At 58.9% G+C, this 17,764-nt stretch carries 14 protein-coding genes; 6 read left to right on the top strand and 8 right to left on the bottom strand.

Annotated elements, in window-relative coordinates; all coding sequences use genetic code 11:
* Window positions 1-79: 79 nt before the first annotated feature.
* From ACFE0K_RS12515 to ACFE0K_RS12525, 3 genes are all read right to left on the bottom strand, one after another.
* Window positions 80-2,383, bottom strand: coding sequence for a TonB-dependent siderophore receptor (locus tag ACFE0K_RS12515; protein WP_434536378.1), 2,304 nt, complete (start codon window positions 2,381-2,383; stop codon window positions 80-82).
* 83 nt (window positions 2,384-2,466) lie between these two features.
* Complete coding sequence (locus ACFE0K_RS12520) at window positions 2,467-3,384, bottom strand: FecR family protein (RefSeq protein ID WP_434536379.1); 918 nt, start codon at window positions 3,382-3,384, stop codon at window positions 2,467-2,469.
* Between the two features lie 2 nt (window positions 3,385-3,386).
* On the bottom strand, window positions 3,387-3,938 hold the full coding sequence (locus tag ACFE0K_RS12525) for a sigma-70 family RNA polymerase sigma factor (RefSeq protein ID WP_434536380.1): 552 nt from the start codon (window positions 3,936-3,938) through the stop codon (window positions 3,387-3,389).
* Window positions 3,939-4,187: 249 nt separating this feature from the next.
* On the opposite strand from ACFE0K_RS12525, the gene ACFE0K_RS12530 reads away from it, so the two are divergent.
* From ACFE0K_RS12530 to ACFE0K_RS12555, 6 genes are all read left to right on the top strand, one after another.
* The gene (locus tag ACFE0K_RS12530) at window positions 4,188-4,694 is read left to right on the top strand and encodes a sigma-70 family RNA polymerase sigma factor (RefSeq protein WP_434536381.1); all 507 of its coding nucleotides are present in this window, start codon (window positions 4,188-4,190) and stop codon (window positions 4,692-4,694) included.
* On the top strand, window positions 4,694-5,641 hold the full coding sequence (locus ACFE0K_RS12535; protein WP_434536382.1) for a FecR domain-containing protein: 948 nt from the start codon (window positions 4,694-4,696) through the stop codon (window positions 5,639-5,641). The genes ACFE0K_RS12530 and ACFE0K_RS12535 overlap by 1 nt, the downstream gene beginning before the upstream one ends.
* Before the next feature lie 202 nt (window positions 5,642-5,843).
* The gene (locus ACFE0K_RS12540; RefSeq protein WP_434536383.1) at window positions 5,844-8,255 is read left to right on the top strand and encodes a TonB-dependent siderophore receptor; all 2,412 of its coding nucleotides are present in this window, start codon (window positions 5,844-5,846) and stop codon (window positions 8,253-8,255) included.
* 351 nt (window positions 8,256-8,606) lie between these two features.
* On the top strand, window positions 8,607-9,128 hold the full coding sequence (locus tag ACFE0K_RS12545) for a sigma-70 family RNA polymerase sigma factor (protein WP_434536384.1): 522 nt from the start codon (window positions 8,607-8,609) through the stop codon (window positions 9,126-9,128).
* A gap of 4 nt (window positions 9,129-9,132) precedes the next feature.
* The gene (locus tag ACFE0K_RS12550) at window positions 9,133-10,146 is read left to right on the top strand and encodes a FecR family protein (protein WP_434536385.1); all 1,014 of its coding nucleotides are present in this window, start codon (window positions 9,133-9,135) and stop codon (window positions 10,144-10,146) included.
* Between the two features lie 194 nt (window positions 10,147-10,340).
* Entirely contained in the window at window positions 10,341-12,728 is a 2,388-nt protein-coding gene (locus tag ACFE0K_RS12555) for a TonB-dependent siderophore receptor (protein ID WP_434536386.1), read from the top strand.
* 358 nt (window positions 12,729-13,086) lie between these two features.
* On the opposite strand, the gene ACFE0K_RS12560 is transcribed toward ACFE0K_RS12555, so the two are convergent.
* The 5 genes from ACFE0K_RS12560 to ACFE0K_RS12580 all read right to left on the bottom strand — a co-directional run bounded on the left by ACFE0K_RS12560 (window position 13,087) and on the right by ACFE0K_RS12580 (window position 17,707).
* Window positions 13,087-13,410 (bottom strand): hypothetical protein, encoded by a 324-nt coding sequence (locus tag ACFE0K_RS12560; protein WP_434536387.1) that lies wholly within the window; start codon window positions 13,408-13,410, stop codon window positions 13,087-13,089.
* Complete coding sequence (locus ACFE0K_RS12565; protein ID WP_434536388.1) at window positions 13,407-14,234, bottom strand: DUF3325 domain-containing protein; 828 nt, start codon at window positions 14,232-14,234, stop codon at window positions 13,407-13,409. Before ACFE0K_RS12565 ends, ACFE0K_RS12560 begins: the two co-directional genes overlap by 4 nt.
* Complete coding sequence (locus tag ACFE0K_RS12570; protein WP_434536389.1) at window positions 14,231-14,545, bottom strand: hypothetical protein; 315 nt, start codon at window positions 14,543-14,545, stop codon at window positions 14,231-14,233. The genes ACFE0K_RS12565 and ACFE0K_RS12570 overlap by 4 nt, the downstream gene beginning before the upstream one ends.
* Window positions 14,542-16,101, bottom strand: a complete 1,560-nt coding sequence (locus ACFE0K_RS12575; protein WP_434536390.1) for a PepSY-associated TM helix domain-containing protein — start codon at window positions 16,099-16,101, stop codon at window positions 14,542-14,544. The genes ACFE0K_RS12570 and ACFE0K_RS12575 overlap by 4 nt, the downstream gene beginning before the upstream one ends.
* Before the next feature lie 340 nt (window positions 16,102-16,441).
* Window positions 16,442-17,707, bottom strand: coding sequence for a PepSY-associated TM helix domain-containing protein (locus ACFE0K_RS12580; protein ID WP_434536391.1), 1,266 nt, complete (start codon window positions 17,705-17,707; stop codon window positions 16,442-16,444).
* Window positions 17,708-17,764: the final 57 nt, after the last annotated feature.

A 17,764-nucleotide genomic window follows, 5' to 3' on the forward strand; every position in this document is an offset into this window, starting at 1 on the left:
GGCCGGCGATAACCAGAAAACCGGCCATCACCAGGCCCACGTAGCGGTGCAGGATGACCAGCTGTTTGCGCAGCGTCATTTAGAAGTTGTACTTCATTCTTGCCAGGTAGGTGCGCCCTTCTTCGCGAATCACACCATCAAAGGAGCCGGGCGAAAAGATCTCTTCGTCGAAGATATTGTCGACGAGAAAATCCAGCTGCACGGCATCACTGATGGCGTAGTAGGTGCCCAGATCCACGCGGGTGTGGCTGGGAAGGGTAAAGCTGTTGTCGGCGTCGCCGGGGCGCTGGTCCACATAGCTGACGGTGCCGCCCACACTCAGCCCGGTGATGGCGCCAAGGTGATAGCGGCTCTGCAGGGAGGCGGTCTGCAACGGCACATTCACAAAGCGATTGCCCTCCAGGGTTTCATCGTCGCTGTGCAGTACCTCGGTATCGGTGTAACCGTAGCCGGCGCTGAGGAACAGCTTGTCGCTGGCATAGCCACTGATGGTGAGCTCGCCGCCTTTGGAGCGGGCCTTGCCCTCGGCCACCTCAAAGTTGTTGTTGAGAGGATCGGTAATGGCAATGTTGTCTTTCTCGATCACAAAGCCGGAAGCGTTGATATCCATACCGCCCAGGCTAATGCGAATGCCTCCTTCGTACTGAGTGCTTTCCTCGGCTGCCAGTGGCTTACTGCCGGAGGTGGTGCCTTGCTGAGGCACAAAGGCTTCACTGCTGCTGGCATACAGTGAGGTGCTATCGGTCACGTCGTAAACGAGCCCGAACTGGGTGGTCCAGGCGGATTCGCTGAGCTCAGCACGGTCAACGCTATTGTTGTTCAAAAAGTCGGTGGTTTCCTGTGACTGCTCTGAGTCGGTATAGCGTAGCCCGGCCAGTACGTGCCACTGTTCCGCGAAGGTAATGCGGTCCTGGAAGAAGCCGGCCAGAATCTTGTCGCTCTGGGTAAAGCCCCGGTCCCTTCCCAGATTGCCCGGGCTCAGGTCCGCCGGGCTGTACTGCGGGTTGAACAGGTCAATGGGATCGGTGAAGTAAATGCGGGTTGGGCGGGTGGAGTCGGACTCCCGGTAGTTGATACCGGCGATAAAGGTATGGGTGAGTGGGCCGCTGGTGAACTCGCCACTGAGGTCGAGAATCACCTCGTGATCTTTTTTGTCGGTGTCGCTGCCGGCAAAAATAATGCGGTTCAGGGTGCGCTGATCATTGTCCAGGCCAAAGGGTGCGTACTCTTCCCAGTCCGCATCGTTGCGGGTGTAGGCGTAGCTGAGCCGGGCATCGATGGTGTCGGTTATGGCCTGGGTCAGGCGGGTGTTGATGTAGCTGGAGTTGCGCTCGGTAAAGCTGTCTTTCCAGGCGGTGTTGAAGGACTCGCTGTAATCGCCATTGGGGTTATCCGTGATGGCGCCTTCGATGGGCGCGCCGCCGGGAAGAGCGGTCCACTCATTGCCGGAGTAGCTGCCTTCGATGGTCAGGTTGGTGCTGTCGGTCAGGTCCATGGTCACATTGGGGGCCACGAAAACCCGGCGGTATTCCCAGAAATCCAGTGAAGACTCGCTGTTCTGGTAGGCCAGGTTAAGGCGCGCCCGTACCCGGTCGTTCAGGGGGCCGGTCACGTCCAGGGTAGAGCGGGCGTGGTCATAGCGGCCGTACTCCACACCGAATTCGGCCTGATGGTAGGCCAGCGGTTGTTTGGTCACCACATTGATGGTGCCACCCGGTTCCATCTGCCCGTAGAGGACCGAGGCCGGGCCCTTCAATACTTCCAGGCGTTCCACATTGGCCAGATCCGTGGGGTGGTCGGTCTGGCGGAAGCCCAGGCCATTCACGGATTGCTCGGCGTTGAAACCGCGAATCAGAAAATCGTCGGCAAACATGTCGCGGCCGGAACCGGCCCGGTTAGCGCTGGGAGTAAGGCGCAACACGTCCCCCACGGTTTCCGCCGATGCCAGCTCGAAGTTTTCCCGGTCGTAGACATTGACGCTCTGGGGGATGGCCGCAAGGGTGTCGCTTTTCTGGCGACCGTAGACGGAGATGGCCTTTAGCTCATTTTCCTGAGCTGGCGTCTTTTCCAGTTTGAAACCGTTGGCATTGCGGCTGGCGGTCACACCGCTGCCGGCAAGCAGGGCCTGAAGGGCGGCTTCCGGGGTGTATTCCCCGTTGAGGGCGGGGGCCTGTTTGCCCTGCAGCAGTGAAGCATCGCCGCCGATGGCCAGCCCGGTCTGGCGGGCCAGTTCGATAACGGCCTGGTCCAGAGGTTGGGCAGGCAGGGTAACGGTATAGGATGCCGGGTCGTCGGCATGGGCGGTTACCGGTTGTCCCAGAGTGAGCATCAAGCCAACCAGCAGCAATGCTGCCGGTGAAGTCGTTCCATGTTTCCGATTCATCAAGGTGCTCCAGCGTTATTTCGCGGTGTCTTTACTCTTGATGACAGGGCAGGAAGCCAATCGGGCAGAAAAAAGCGTATTTTTTATTGCCCGGAGCTCAGTGTCACGTACCAGGCAGTGAAAGGCTGGACCTGCAGGTCCAGAGAATCCGCCAACAGGGCCAGGGCGGTGTCGCTGTCGTTGGCAGGGAGTACGCCGGTGAAATGGAGCTGGCGGTGACTCAGTTCTTCGCTGAGTCGCATTACGCCGGTGCGGTGGCGGCCGAGGCGTTCGATCACTTGCTGCAGGGGGGTATTGCTGAACACCAGCCGCCCATCGGCCCAGTCCGGTCGGTAGGTCGGTGTCGTTTCCCGTGCAATAAGCCCGTTGCTGTTCAGATCGGCCTGTTGCCCGGCGGTGAGGGTAAGGGGGTTGCCGTTATCGTTAGACGTCACGGCCACAGAGGATTCCTGTACCGCTACCCGGCTGAAGGTGTCTGCTTGTTTCACCGTGTATTGCGTGCCCAGAGCGGTGGCGGTGAGGTGGCGGGTCTGTATCTGGAAGGGGCGCTCCCGGTCGCTGGCCACAGTGGCAAGCAGTTCGCCGCGCACGAGTGTCAGGGTGCGGGCCGTGTCGCTGTAGTCCAGGTCGATGGCGCTGTCACTGTTGAGGACGATCCGGCTGCCATCAGGCAGGGTCACGCTGCGGATCTCGCCGCTGGCGGTGCGGTAGTCGGCGCCCCAGTAAGCCCAGGGGAGTTGGCTGCCCAGCCAGGCTATCAATAGCAGCGAGCCCAGGCCGGTGGTCAGGTAGCGGCGTTTGCGGCGCCTTGCCTGGGCCGGCTCCGGGGCGTGCCACATCTGTTGCATCTGTTCCAGCACCTGCCGGTGCCGTGGGTCTGCCGCCTGCCAGGCCTCACACTCGGCTTGCAGCTGTGCACGCTCGTCTCCCCCGCATTCCTGCAGGGCAACAACCCACTCTGCGGCCTGTTGCCGGATAGTGTTCAGATCGGGCCGGGCCACTGTTAGTCCGCCAGGCTGTCGTAGAGGCGGGCATGGCAGTGAGCCAGGGCGCGGGCCAGGTATTGCTTGACGCTACTTTCAGACACGTCCAGCTGCCGGGCGATCTGGCGATAGCTGAGGCCTTCCAGGCGGGCCAGCAGAAACGCACGGCGGGGTTTTTCCGGGAGTTCGTCCACCAGCAGTTTGAGTACGCTGAGCAGCAGATTTCTGGCGGCGGTGGTTTCGGCCGGGCCACGCTGGTCCTGGGTTTCCAGCAGGATGGCCACCTGGCGAAGGGCCTCTTCTTCCACCTGCTTGCGGTGGTGGCGGTTGATCAGCAGCCGGCTGGCAATCACCAGCAGGTAAGCGCGGGGCTCACGCAGGGCATCCAGGGGTTGGTCACCGAGAATCAGGCGCAGGAAGGTGTCGTGGCTCAGGTCGGCGGCGTCCTGGGGGCAGCGCAGGCGGCGGTGTAACCAGTGAGTCAGCCAGCCATGGTGTGCCTTATAGAGGGCGCTGACCTCGTCATGGTTTTGAGAGAGCAAACTCTCCTGATTGATCGCCGTCTCTGACATGCGCCGTACGGTATCCCCTTCGGATTAAGTGCGAGTGATTATCAGTTAATGGCTGAGTGGGTGCAAGTGGGCAAGGGCTTGTCTTGGTGTGGGTGTGTTAACAGGGCCTGTTCGCCAAGTGGCCGTGCATCAGAGGGCCTGCGGACGTTCCAGCCAGTTGCACCAGGGTTGCTATAAAACCCGGATATTGAATAGAATGAGAACCATTCTTAACTGTGGTGGCGGATTTCTGCTTCCTGTGGGGTCGTCATGTCGTCTGTAAATTCAGCGCCGCATCATCTGGATACGCTGTACCGGGAGCATTATTCCTGGCTGAAAGGCTGGATTCGGCGGCGTCTGGATTGTGATGAGCAGGCCAGCGATCTCGCCCAGGATACGTTTATTCGCGTGCTGGGCCAGCGGCGCCATGACACCCTTCGCCAGCCCCGCGCCTACCTGAGCAGCATTGCCCGCAATATCCTGGTGGACATGTTCCGCCGCCGCAGCATTGAGCAAGCGTATCTGGACACCCTGGCCTACCAGGAAGAATCCACCCACATTTCGCCGGAGCAGCACCACCAGATTGTGGAAACCCTTCTGGAAATCGATGCCATGCTCGATTCCCTGGGCGGGCGTACCCGCGAGATCTTTTTGTTGGCGCAACTGGAAGGCCTCACTTACGTGGCCATCAGCAAGCGCTTGGAAGTCTCCACCAATACCGTGCGCAAGCATTATATTCGTGCGCTCAGTAAGTGCCTGATGCTGGTGGAAGACTGATGGACCAACCGCTCAGTCGCGCCGTCGCCGAGCAGGCCGCCACCTGGTACGTGGACCTGCTGGATGCCCCCGCCGATAGCTCCCGGCAGGAAGCCCACCAGCATTGGCTGGCACAAAGCGCCGAGCATCGCCGTGCTTGGGCGCGCATGGAAAGGCTGCAAGGTCGTCTGGAGCAGGCGCCGGCAGGATTAGCCCGCACCACCTTGAACAAGGCTCGCACGTCGCGTCGGCAAGTCATCAAGGGGTTGGCGGTGTTGTTGGTAGCGGGGGGCGCCGGGCTGAGTTGGCGGCAGAGCGAGCAGTATCACGCTCTAGCCGCAGAATATCGCACCGACACCGGTGAGCAGCGATCGTTGTCGTTGGCGGATGGCGGGGAGCTGGTGCTCAACACCGGCTCCAGCGTGGATGTGCATTATGGTGCCAGCGCCCGTCAGGTCATTCTTCATCAGGGTGAGATTCTGGTTACCACCGCGCCGGACCCGCAAGGGCGACCCTTTATCGTCCACACCCGCCACGGCAGCGTTCGTGCGCTGGGCACGCGCTTCAGTGTTTACAGCGATGATAGCCACGCCCGGGTAGGCGTGATGGAGCACGCGGTGGAGATTCGCCCCACGGATGGCGGGCAAACGCCGCTGCGTCTGGATGCCGGGCAACAGGCGGATTTTACCCATAACCACGCTGGCAAGGTGCACACCCTTAGCCCCAATGCGCAGGCATGGCAGCGCGGCTTGCTGATCGCCAGCGACTGGCGACTGGAGGACTTCCTTGCCGAACTGTCCCGCTACCGGCCTGGCCGGTTGGTGTGCGGCGAACAGGTGGCAGACCTGCGCCTGTCCGGCGCCTTCCACCTGAACGACACCGACGTGGTGCTGGAAAACCTGGCCAACACCCTGCCGGTGAAGCTGCGCTATTTGACCCGTTATTGGGTGCGGGTAGAGAGAGGGTAGGGCGGTGTTGGGTTGAGCTTCCCGACATGCCTTTAGGCTGGACGCCCGCAGGGGTTTATCAAAGCCAGCAATGTACAAGCAATACGCAACCATAAACCCCAGCTCAACCCAAAAAAACCACTCAAGGGGTTGTTGATTTCCATTCTCATTCGACTTGTCAGGTAGAAGCCACATTTATTACCTGAAACAGGGGAAGGAATTCATGTCAGCAACGCGTCACCCATTCCGCACCACTGCCATGGCTACCGCCATTTGCGTAGCCCTGGGCGGGCTACCCATGCAAGCGGCCATGGCTGCCGATAGCACTGCGGCACAACAGTCCGCACAGTCTTTCAACATTCCTGCAGGTTCTCTGGAGCAGGCGCTGGTGAAGTTTTCGGCTGATAGCGGGATCACCGTGTCGTTTACACCAGGTATGGTGCAGGGTTTGGAAGTAGAAGCCGTCAACGGCACCATGACTCCCGGCACGGTACTGGGCCGACTACTGACCGGCAGTGGGCTGCAGGCCCAGCGGCTGCCAAACGGCAGTTATTCCCTACAGAAGGCGTCCAGCAATATGCTGGACCCTGTTACGGTCAGTGAGCAGCAAGGGAATCAACTGTCAACATCCGTTCAGGAGGAAGGCTACTGGTCATCCATTTCCTCGGCATCCGGTTTTCGGGCCACGGCTGTCCTGGATACCCCTTCTTCGGTGACCAGCTTTCCCGAAGAAGTGATTCGTGACCAGCAGGCCCGCTCGGTGACTGATGTGATCAAGAATGACCCATCCGTGATCCAGGCAGAATCCCCGCTCTGGTATGACAGGGTGATGGTCCGCGGGTTTTACCTTTCTACCGATGCGATCAACCGCGATGGTCTGTCCATCAACGATCAGGGCCCCATCGCCCTGGAGAACAAGGCTTCCGTTGAAGTGAACAAGGGCTTGTCCGCATTGCGCTATGGGGTCACTTCGCCCGGTGGTGTACTCAACTATGCAGTAAAACGTCCGACGGATGAGCCGTTGTCCAGAGTGACCATCTTCACGGATGATCACGGTAGCCTGGGGGCGCACGGTGATTTTGGCGGCCGCTTTGGTGAGCAGGAACAATATGGCGCACGAATCAATATCGCCAAGAAGGACATCCAGAATCACCTGGATGATTACGAGTCCGATACCAAGTTTTTCAGCACCTTTTTTGACTGGCGCGTCTCGGACAATCTGCTTGTGGAGTTGGAGTACGAGCACCAGGACAGAAAGAACTCGGAACCCTACACGCTTGGGACATTCAGCTTCCAGAGCCTCGCAGACGCCCGCGCCTTTTTCCCTCAATTGGGCCCCGACAACAGCTATTTCATCGCTGACTGGGCGGAGGGTAATAATATCCAGGACTACTATGTTGGACGGGTGATTTACCAGTTCGCGGATAACTGGAAAGTGCGCCTGGCGGCACAGAAGGCGGAACTGAAACGCAACGCCTTGACCCTGGGCGGATCATCCATGGATGCCAATGGCAATTATGACGCCCTTGTCTATTTCAATAGTGCCTACGAGGAAAGAAACAACGATGCCCTGCAGGTGGTCTTTGAAGGGGATATGGACACCTTCGGTCTCGGGCATTCTCTTGCCTTTGGCTACGACGAAGTCCGGCGCGACATGATCTGGTCTGATGGCACAACCGCGGGCCTGGGCAACTTCAATATCAACGGCGATGTGCCCGCGCCGGATTTGACCACCCTGACGGATGGTCCCAGTGTGCTGCGTAACAGGACGGACCAGAAATCGTTTTTTCTCACCGATACCATCGCCTTCAATGATCGCTTCGAGGCCTTTGGTGGGGTGCGTCATACCCAGATCAAGACCTACCGGAGAGCAAGTGTCGGTGCGGCGCTTAAGGAAACCTATGACAAGTCGGCCACCAATCCTACCCTGGGCCTGATCTATAAACCCCGCTATGACATGACGCTCTACACCAGCTACAGCGAAGGGATTGAACTGGGTGGCATTGCCCCGGTGGGGACTGTCAATGAAGAGGAGATGCTCGATCCCCTGTCCAGTGATCAGGTCGAGTTAGGTTTCAAATACGAGCCCAACAGCCGCACGTTGTTCACTGCCGCCGTGTTCGAAATCGATAAGGGGCTCGAGTATATCAATGGCGCCAACCGTTACGTTCAGGACGGCCGTCAGGTTCATACCGGTGTGGAGCTGTCGCTGAGCGGGAATGTGACGGATCGCCTGAAGATGATTGCCGGCGCGGCCTATCTGGATGCGGAGGTGGAGAAAACCGCAAATACCGCCCTCATTGGCAAGACGCCTCAGGGCGTGCCCGAGTGGCAAGCCAACCTTTATGCGGACTATGACCTATCGCCAATCCTGCAAGGGTTGTCCGTCAATGGTGGTGCCTACTATGTTGGCAGCAAGCCCATAGATAGCCTCAACACCTGGAATGCTGCCAGCTATGTGCGCCTAGATGCCGGTGTTCGCTACAAGCAAAAACTGTCCGGCGAGAAAGCGGCCACTTATCGGTTGAATGTTGAAAACCTGACCGACAAGGAATACCTGGCCAACACATCATTTGGTTATCTGAACTTTGGTGATCCGCTGACGGTTAAGGCTTCTGTGGAGTTCGATTTCTGATCATTGGCTCAACTTGGCAGGGACAATAACCACCCAGAAAAAATCTTCCCGGTACGGTTCGCCCTGCCGGGATTTTTTTGTGGGCGATTTTCGCGGTGGGAAGTGTGGCCCGTGTTGGATGTTGGGTTGGGGGGATGGTTTGTGGGCGTTTTTGTTGGGTACCGTTGTACTCCACCCAACCTACGATCTCGCGAAGACGTGTAGGTTGGGTTGAGCTCGGCGATACCCAACATGGCCATGGCGCTCTGCCCTCGCCTTGCATAGTGGCATGATGAAACCTAGAATGAGATCTATTCTCATTTCTGGCCTGCCGATGGGGGAACGTCGGTGGCCGATGATCGGGGTTGGTCCTTGCCTGACACGAATTCGGCACATCACGATACCGTTCGCAGCCTCTACAGCGATCACCATGATTGGCTGTACGCTTGGCTGCACCGAAAACTGGGGTGCGGCCATAATGCGGCGGACATCACCCAGGACACCTTCGTGCGCCTGCTCAATTCCCGTGACGCGCTGTTTGGTATCCGTAATCCCCGGGGGTTTTTGGCCACCACGGCCCGCCGGCTGATCATTGATCGCCGCCGCCGGGAGGTTATCGAGCAGACCTATCTGACCGAGCTGATGGCTGTTGCCGAGGAGCAGGGCGGGCATGCCTCCCCGGAACAGGTTTGGCAAGCTATCGAAGTGCTGGAAGCGATAAGCCGGGTGCTTGAGAGTGTCCCTGCCCGCGCCAGGCAGGCTTTCCTGCTGCATTATCTGGAAGGGATGACTCAAGTCGCCGTGGCGGAACGGCTGGGGGTGACCTCCCGGACCATTCGCAGTGATCTGGTCAAAGTGCTGGTGCAGTGCCAGCAGATGTCGGGCGGGGAGTAGTCCGGTGAGTGGCTCTGTGTCGAATAACCGGAAAGCGATCAGCGACGCCGGCAACGATATTGCCGAGCAGGCAGCGGAATGGTTGCTGGCTTTGGAAGACGGTGATGCGCAGGCGCAGGCCCGCACCCGCCGGGATTTCGACGCCTGGCAACGGGCCGACCCGCGCCATGCGACGGCGGCCAACAAGGCCCGCTCGTTTCTGGAAAGCCTGGACCAGCTCACGGCGCCTGGCCCCGCTCGCAAGGCCCTGGAAGCCCGTTTCCACCAGCGCTCCCGTACCCGGAAACGCCTGGCAGGCGGCTCCCTGGCGATCCTGTTGTTTTTCACCTTGCCGGCGTTGCTGCTATTGCATCAATACCCGCTGGATCATCTGGGGGCCGATCTGCAGGCCAATGCGGGCGAATGGCACAGCGAGACCCTGGCGGATGGCAGTAAAGTCACGCTGGGGGGCAAGAGCGCGGTGGATATCCGCTTTACTCCACAGCTCCGCGAAGTGCATCTGCTGGCGGGTGAAATCCACGTGGATGTGGCGAAAGAGGCCGGGCGCCCCTTTGTGGTCAGTACCGAATACGGGCAGATCCGGGCACTGGGCACCCGCTTTATCGTCAACCACGAGCATGAGCGGGTGACCCGCCTGAGCATGCTGGAATCCCGGGTCCGGGTCAGCGCGGACACTACCTCGAAGCCTGTTGAGTTGGGGGCCGGGGAACAGGTGCGCCTGGATGGCAATGGCATTGGCCCGGTGACCCGATTCAACGCCAGCCAGCAGGAAAAGAGCTGGCAGCAACGGCAACTGGTGGTGCATGGCTGGCCGTTGGCCCAGGTGCTGGCGGAGCTGGCGCGCTACCATCAGGGTTATCTGCACTACGATGTCGAAAGCCTGCCGGTTATCCGCATTTCCGCCGTGCTGCCGCTGGACAAGCCCGACGAGGCGCTGCAACTGCTGGCCAGCAGCTTCCCGGCGATTCGGGTACGTCAGATCACGCCGTGGCTGGCCATGGTGAGTGCGGCCAAGTGATGGGGGTTGGGTGTGATGCGTCTTCGGGGGGAGTGAGGGAGTACAACGATACCTAACATGGCCTCCAAACCCCGACAAAACCCACAATGCCCCCCTCCTCACTCTCTTCCATAAACAAGAATGATTTTCTTTTCCGCTTTTCCTTCCTGGCGCGTCAAAGGGGTAAATACCGAAGCGTTGAGGAGCTGATCCACGTGAAATCGAAACATTATTCAGGCTTGTCCATTCGAGCGGGCCTGGTCGCAGTGGTGCTGCTTTGCAGCCAACTGGCCATGGCCGAGCCGACCTCTGTCCGTGTGGAAGCGGGTTCATTAAGTCGTGCCATCAATCAGTTCGCCCAACAGGCGGGCATTGCCGTGGTGATGGACGACAGCCTGTTGTCCGGGCTGACCAGCGAAGGGCTGGTCGGGGAATTTGAGCCGGAGCAGGGGCTCAACCGCCTGCTGAGCAGCAGCGGCTATGTGGCCCGCAAAACACCGCAGGGGTATGTGATTGAGGCGCAGCAGGCGAATATGCTTGATCCGGTTAAGGTAAGTGCTGCCGGCTATCTGGAGACAGCGTACGGGCCTGTTGAGGGATATGTGGCAACACGTAGCGCGACAGCGACGAAAACGGATACTGCGCTGATGGAAACTCCGCAGTCGGTCAGCGTTGTATCGCGTCAAGAAATGGATGACCGTGATGTGAGAGATATTGGCGAAGCGGTTTCCTATACCTCCGGTGTTTCTACCGGGGCTACTGGTGAGACGACCTTGTTCGGGGGGAACAATGTCAGGATACGCGGGTATGGAGGTAACGGCACGGCAGGTTCGTCTTTTAATGAGTATCTGGATGGGTTGAAGCTGAAAGGCTCCAATTTTGTTAGTGCTAATCTTGACCCTTGGATGTTTGAGCGGGTCGAGGTCGTCAAGGGGCCGGCTTCCGTATTGTTCGGCCAGACCCAACCGGGTGGAGTCGTCAATATGGTCAGCAAGCGACCGCACGAAGACATGACCAATAAGGTCCGTCTTGGTACCGGGAATTTTGACCGTGCCAGTGCGGCGTTTGATGTGGGTTCAGGCGTGAATGAGCAGTTGGCGTTTCGGGTGACGGGTCTTGGTCTGAACGGAGAGACGCAGCAGGACCACAGTGACCGAGAGCGGCAGATGCTGGCGCCGTCTATGCGCTGGAAAAACGATACAACGGATTTCACCCTATTGGCCCAATACCAGCGCGATGACATTAACGCCACGGTTCTTGGGGCCATTCCGCGTGATGGTGTTTTTTCAAACCCGAACGGTCGCGTTCCTGCCAGCTTCAGGGTGGGGGATCCCGGGTTCGAGTTTTGGGACAGAGAAGTTTGGTCTGTGGGATACCTGCTTAGCCATCACGTAAGCGGCGATGTAACTTTCCGACAGAATGTGCGTTTTACAGATAACGCTCTGGATTCCAACTGGCTATACCGCCGCTCTCTGGAAGCGGATCAAAGGACTCTTCAGCGTAGCGCGTTCAGTGCGGTAGAAAACTCCAGTGACTGGACGATTGACAACCAGCTTGAATGGAAGACGACGACAGGTAGCCTTGACCATACGGTGCTGATGGGCGCTGATTATTACCATTTCGAGAATGATACCCTGCGGGGATTCAGCGCCGCGCCCAGCATTGACCTATTTGAACCAGTTTATAATGTTGCGATACCGGCTCCGCCGATTTATCAGAGCATTGATAACCAGGTAGAGCAACTCGGTTTTTATTTGCAGGATCAGATTCATATAGGTGCCCTGTCTTTTCTTGTTGGCGGGCGATATGACGATGCGAAAACGTCTGCTGAAAATAACCTTTCTTCCAGTAAAACGGATTCTTCAGATAATGCATTTACCGGGCGAGCGGGTGTCATCTATAACTTCGCCAATGGCGTGGCCCCTTATGCCAGCTATTCTCAGTCATTTGAGCCAGTTGGTGGTACAGATTTCAATGGTTCCCAATTTGAGCCGATGGAAGGTGAGCAGTATGAGGTTGGTGTAAAATACCAACCGGTGGGTACACAGCACCTGATCACGATTTCGGCTTTTGACTTGACCCAACAAAACATGACCACCGCAGACCCGGTTAACCCTGGGTTCAATATTCAGACCGGTGAAGTCAATACCCGTGGTCTTGAGTTGGAAGGAAAGGCTCGTTTGAACAGGAATGTTAACCTCACTGCGGCATACACTTATCTGAATGATGAGGTAACCGACAGCAACAATGGAGATGAGGGCAAGCGACGGCCTCAGGTACCAGAAAGTACGGCATCACTGTGGGTAAATTACTCGATGCTTTCTGGTCCGCTATCGGGCGTTGAACTGGGAGGAGGTGTTCGCTATACCGGTGAAACAGAAGGCGACAACACCAATACCTTTAGCGTTCCCAGTTACACGCTGGTTGATTTGGCTTTGCGTTACGATCTGGGGAAAGGCCCCTTGGCTCTGGATGGCTGGAATGCAAATATCAACGTGAATAATTTGCTGGACGAGTACTACATCGCCTCGTGTAGCACTGATAGCACCTGTTTCCTGGGGCAGGAACGGTCTATCCGTGCAGCAGTGGAGTATAGTTGGTAACGCGGTCCATAATCGGGGCCACTCCCTTTCCTTCAAACAAAATCCCGGCATGGTTTGCCCTGCCGGGATTTTTTTGGAGTTGAAGGATGAGCGGGGACACCCACCGAGATAGAGCGGTCGTGTCTCTGTGTGTTGGCTGCTGGAAAACCCCTTGCATGCTTCAGGCCACGCTGAGTAATTATCTTTCGCGAGTAGGCAAGGGGTTTTCAGAGGCTGTCTAGGGTGTCGTCTTCCTCTTTGGGAGTGGCGTTGGCCGTGCCGCCGTCGGCACACAGAGCCAACGCTAGCGCAGACCGACGAACCATTTCTGGCGACAATATTTTTGCGGCTTATAGAGTGTCGCACTGGTGCGTATGGCCTACGGGTAGGTCGAGGGCGCCAGACCTTTCACGTCCTTCCAGTCCACTTCGAACATTTCTCCGGGACCGGCGTCCATAATGATGTAGAACGGCTGCTGCGGTTGCGTGAATTGAAAGCGCGATTGCTTGTTCAGCTGGCCGGAGGCCAGGGTGGCGTTGTGGTAGTCGAATACGGTCATGGCGACGCCGCTGGCCTCGCTGCCGTCGTGGAACTGGCCGGTGCAGGTGATGTCATTGCCGGTGAGCTCACAGCGGCATACCGGGGTATGGGCCAGGGCCTGGCTGCTGATCAGGAGACTGGCGATCAGGGTGGTGACTCTCATGGGCGCTCCTTGATAAAGGTGGCCAGGGAAGGAGAGAGGCGTTTGATGGAAAGTGGCTGATGGTGGAAGCGGCCATCGTTACCTTCCACGGTAAGCCACAACCGGTCCTCCAGAGTGGCGGCTGCGGGGATGGGAATCTGTGTGGTTTTCTCTTCGCCACGCCCGAAGAAGGCATTGCCGGCGGCGGTGTTGCTACGGGGTTCGCGCACTTTCAGCCAGGCCTGACGAATCTCGCTCTGGCAACGGTCGCAAAAGCGGATCACGAACTGTTTCAGGGGTACATCCAGGGCAAGGATTTCCGGTGGCTGCTGTTCCTTTTCCGCGATCACGAAATTCCACGGGCCGATGGTGCCGTTCAGGGCGTCCTCGCGCATCAGCGGTTTCTGTCCGGTGTTGGCCAGTTGCCAGGCAAACACGGTGAGCGGCAGGGCAATGACCAGGGTAGCGCCGGCGATGGTCAATGGCCCCGCTGGAGTTGGCGCCGACACGAGCGGAATACGATTTGTACCCTGGGCCTTTTTTCTGGTTGGGCGTTGCGGTTTCACCGGCTGCCAGGGCCAGCGTGGCAGGGCAAATACCAGCGCCAGCCCGGCCAGGGACAGCCAGCCGAGCCAGATCACTGAGCCGATGCTGAAGCGCCACTGGGCGATAGCCAGTGCCAGCGCCACAACCAGTAAGCCCCAGCCTGCCATTTTGGTAAGCCGTGCGGCTTGCGGTGACAGAGTGCGCCGCAACAGGTGTTTGCTGTGTCTGGGCATGGCTAAACACAGCGCCACGAAACCGGCCAGGGTAATGAGGAGCAGTGCCAGATGCAGCAGTGTCATGCGCCACCTCCTGGCATCAGCCACCAGACCAGGGCGCCGCAAAGCAGGCTGCTGGCCACCATGCCCAGCCAGACAGTGCGCAATCGTTTGACGCTGAAGGCCCAGATGATGATCAGCGCATAGAGGATGAAGCTGATCATGGTGCTGGCAGCAATCGCTTCGGCCCGGGGAAGGGGCCAGACCAGGGCCATCAGCAGTAATAGTAACGATGACAGGACATAGCCGCCCACAAAGGCAGCCAACACTCGCGAGGCCACGGCCCAGCGGTAACGCGCGTTTTTGCTGAATGTGCTGCTCAGTGGGGACATCATGATGACTCTCCCGTACGCAGCCAGCGACGTTTGACCTTGATGGCCATCCAGGCAAAAGCGCCGCCCAGGCCGAGCATGGTCAGATCAAAGCCGGCCAGCACCCAGTCGCCGGCAGGCAGGGTGATGCCAAGATGCTTGTCGGTGGTAAGCAGGTTGATAAGTGGGACCAGTGTGAAAGCGGCAGCGGCCAGCCACAGTATTTCCACCCAGGCTTTGCGGATATCGCGGAAGCAGGCATACAGAAACGCTTCTCCCCACAACAGGAACAGCACATTGGCTTCCCAGTTGGCCCGGTCTGCTATGTCCACCGGCAGCAGGCGGTTGGCCAGGAAGTACCCGGCCACGCCGAGGGGTAGGCCGGCGATGGTGGCCACGTTGAGGGCCTCGATCAGGCGCAGGTTGAGGCTGCCATTGCCGGGGAGTTCATGCTGGCGGCGACGTTTGACGGTCCACAGCACCAGGCCGGTGGCGATCATGGCACAGCCCAGCAGGCCGGCGGCGAAGTACAGCCAGCGCAGCCAGGGGCCGGCGAAGCGGCCTTCATGGAGGGCGGTGATGATCTGCCGGGTTTGGGAGGTGGGCGTGCCGTAGGGGCCGCTGGCCATGGCCTCGCCGGTATTGGCGTTGAAGACCTGTTTTTCGCCGTCATACCAGCGCAGCCGGTCAAGATCGATGCGCCGGATTTCCACCCGGGGGGCCTTGCCGGTCTCGTGCTGGATGAAAACGGACTGGACCTGATGGTCGCCCCAGGCCTGATCGGCGCTGGCCAGCATCGGGGCCAGGGGCGCATCCGGGCGTCTGGCCGCCTGGTGATCGTGGTTTTCTGCGTAAAGATCGTCGAAGTAGCGGTCGCGGCTTTCCCGGTCGGGGCCGTAGATCGCGGCCATGCCGGCGGGCATGTAGGTGGTGTCGAAGAACACCAGGCCGCTGTAGGTGATCATGATGAAGAACGGCAGCGCCATCACGCTGATCACGTTGTGGGCATCCAGCCAGCTGCGTTGCCCCTTGCCGGGCCGGAAGGTGAAGAAATCCTTGAAGATCTTCTTGTGGGTAATCACCCCGGTGATGATGGCCATGAACATCAGCAGGGTGCAGATGCCTACCAGGTAATAGGCCGTCAGGGCATCCAGGTAATGGAGGCGATAGTGCATTTCGTAGAGCAGTTCGCCGCCGCCGGTGTCACGTACGGCGTCCTTTTCCAGGGGAGCGCCGGTGAGTGGGTTCAGGATTTCGTTACCGCGGGCACCGTGGTCGTGGCCGGGTTCAGGCAGGTCTTCCCAGCGAATTTCGAAATCCTGCCAGAGGCGGGTGGCGGGGGAATCATGGGGGAGGACGATTTCCCAGTAAGCGGCCCGGGGCGCGCGCTGTTCCAGCCGCGTCAGGCCCAGGGAAATCAGTTCGCTACGGTCCGCTACGGGCTGGGCGTCCACCAGTGGCCGTTCCGGCTCCATCCAGCGGGTGATTTCATAGTGAAAATAGCCGGCGGTGCCGGTGACGAACATGAATAACAGTACCCAGCCCACTACCAATCCGGTCCAGGTGTGGAGCCAGGCCATACTTTGTCGGAAACCTTCTTTCATACTGCTGCCGGATGACCTCTCGGGAAAGTGTGGTTGGGAGTCAGTTGCATGGGATAGCAGCCCCGACCAAGCGACAAAAAAGCGCCCCGGCACCCAATGGGGCGGGGCGATGCGTTGGAAGGAGCTTGCTTACGTCGCGACGCCTGGGCGAACCGGCACCGCAAAATGGGGTGCTCCAGTGCGGGCTTATGATCCGCTTTTTTGCCCCATTTACTCTATAGACGAACGAGGGTGGCAAAAGGTGAAGCAAAAACCGGATTTTTTGTGGCTTTTTGGGTTTGGGGTTGAGTGCAACGATACCCGACGATTTCCCGGATCAGGCACGGCTGGGTTTAGTCTTGCTAGCCCCACCGGTTGGTCTACGCCCTGAGCGCAAACGGGCGGAGCGTTTGCGCTGCCAGATAACAACGCCCGTAACAGACAGCATGACCAGCAGAATGCCGCTGACACTGACGAAGATCTTGAAGGGAAGACCCCAAACACCAGCCATATGTAGAGTGATCAGCCAAGTGGTCAGGGTGTCACCACTGGCGGCGCCGGTGGGTAGATAGAGCGCTATCACTTCACCGCTGTTGCCGTCGATGTACATCCGCGTTCTGCCCCAGTCCTCGTCCACGTCCCGTTCACTGCGGAATCGATAGTGGTAGACACCAAACTGCGGAAAATAGCTCATGCCGGTGTAATCCAGTTGGCGTACCGGTTGGTCGGTGAGGTGTTGCTCGTTCCCATCGAGATAGTTCAACGCCACGGCCCGGGCTTCGGCGTAGCTGATAGCCGGTGAAGTCTTGGGCTGTTCGGGCGGAGAAAAGTCGCGACGGACATCCTGAAATTCGAAGGCCAGCCCCATGGCAGGGCGGTACACCTGGCCCAGGTTGAAGGCCACGCTGCTCCAGGCGAGCACAAATAGCATGGCCCAGATCCACAGGCCGCCGGCCCGGTGCAGATCAAAATTAAGTTTGTAGCTACTGCGGCGCCAGCGTACCTTCCAGGCGGGTTTCCAGCGTCGCCACTGATTTTTCAGCTTGTCGCTGAAGGAGCGGGCCCGTGACGTTGCTCGTGCACGGTTGGGCAAGGTCAGGTAAGCGCCGATAAAACAGTCCAGGGTCCAGATCAGTGCGATCACTCCCATCAGGAGTGTGCCGAACTGGCCCAGGGCAAGCTGGTAATGCAGCTTGTAGAGAAAAGGGATGAGGTTTTCCTTGCCATCACTGATCCTGCCCCACATGCGTGTGCCCAGTACCTCACCGGTATAGGGGTTCACGAACACTTCATCGAAATCCAGATCGGTGTTTTCCTCCGGGGGCTGCACCCGGATGTTGAGAGCATGATCGGGCCTGGGTTGCAGCGTTATCCAGTTGATATGGAGCTGCGGGTAGGTGTCCAGTAGCTGGCGGCGGATTGCTAGTGGATCGAGCAGTTCGGCCTCCCTCGAGGGCGGGGAGACCTGATAGAGCTCGGGGTTGAGGATGGCGTCCAGTTCCTCGCGGAATACCAGCACTGAGCCCGTCAGTCCGGCGATGACAAGAAATACCGTCATCGACAGGCCGGCATAGCGGTGAACGGATACCCAGAATTGACGCATTCGCTGCCTTCAGTGGGGCTATGCCAGGGCGCTACTGCGGGGTAGCGCCCTGGATGG

Source organism: Alcanivorax sp., from assembly GCF_051117345.1.
Lineage (GTDB): Bacteria > Pseudomonadota > Gammaproteobacteria > Pseudomonadales > Alcanivoracaceae > Alcanivorax.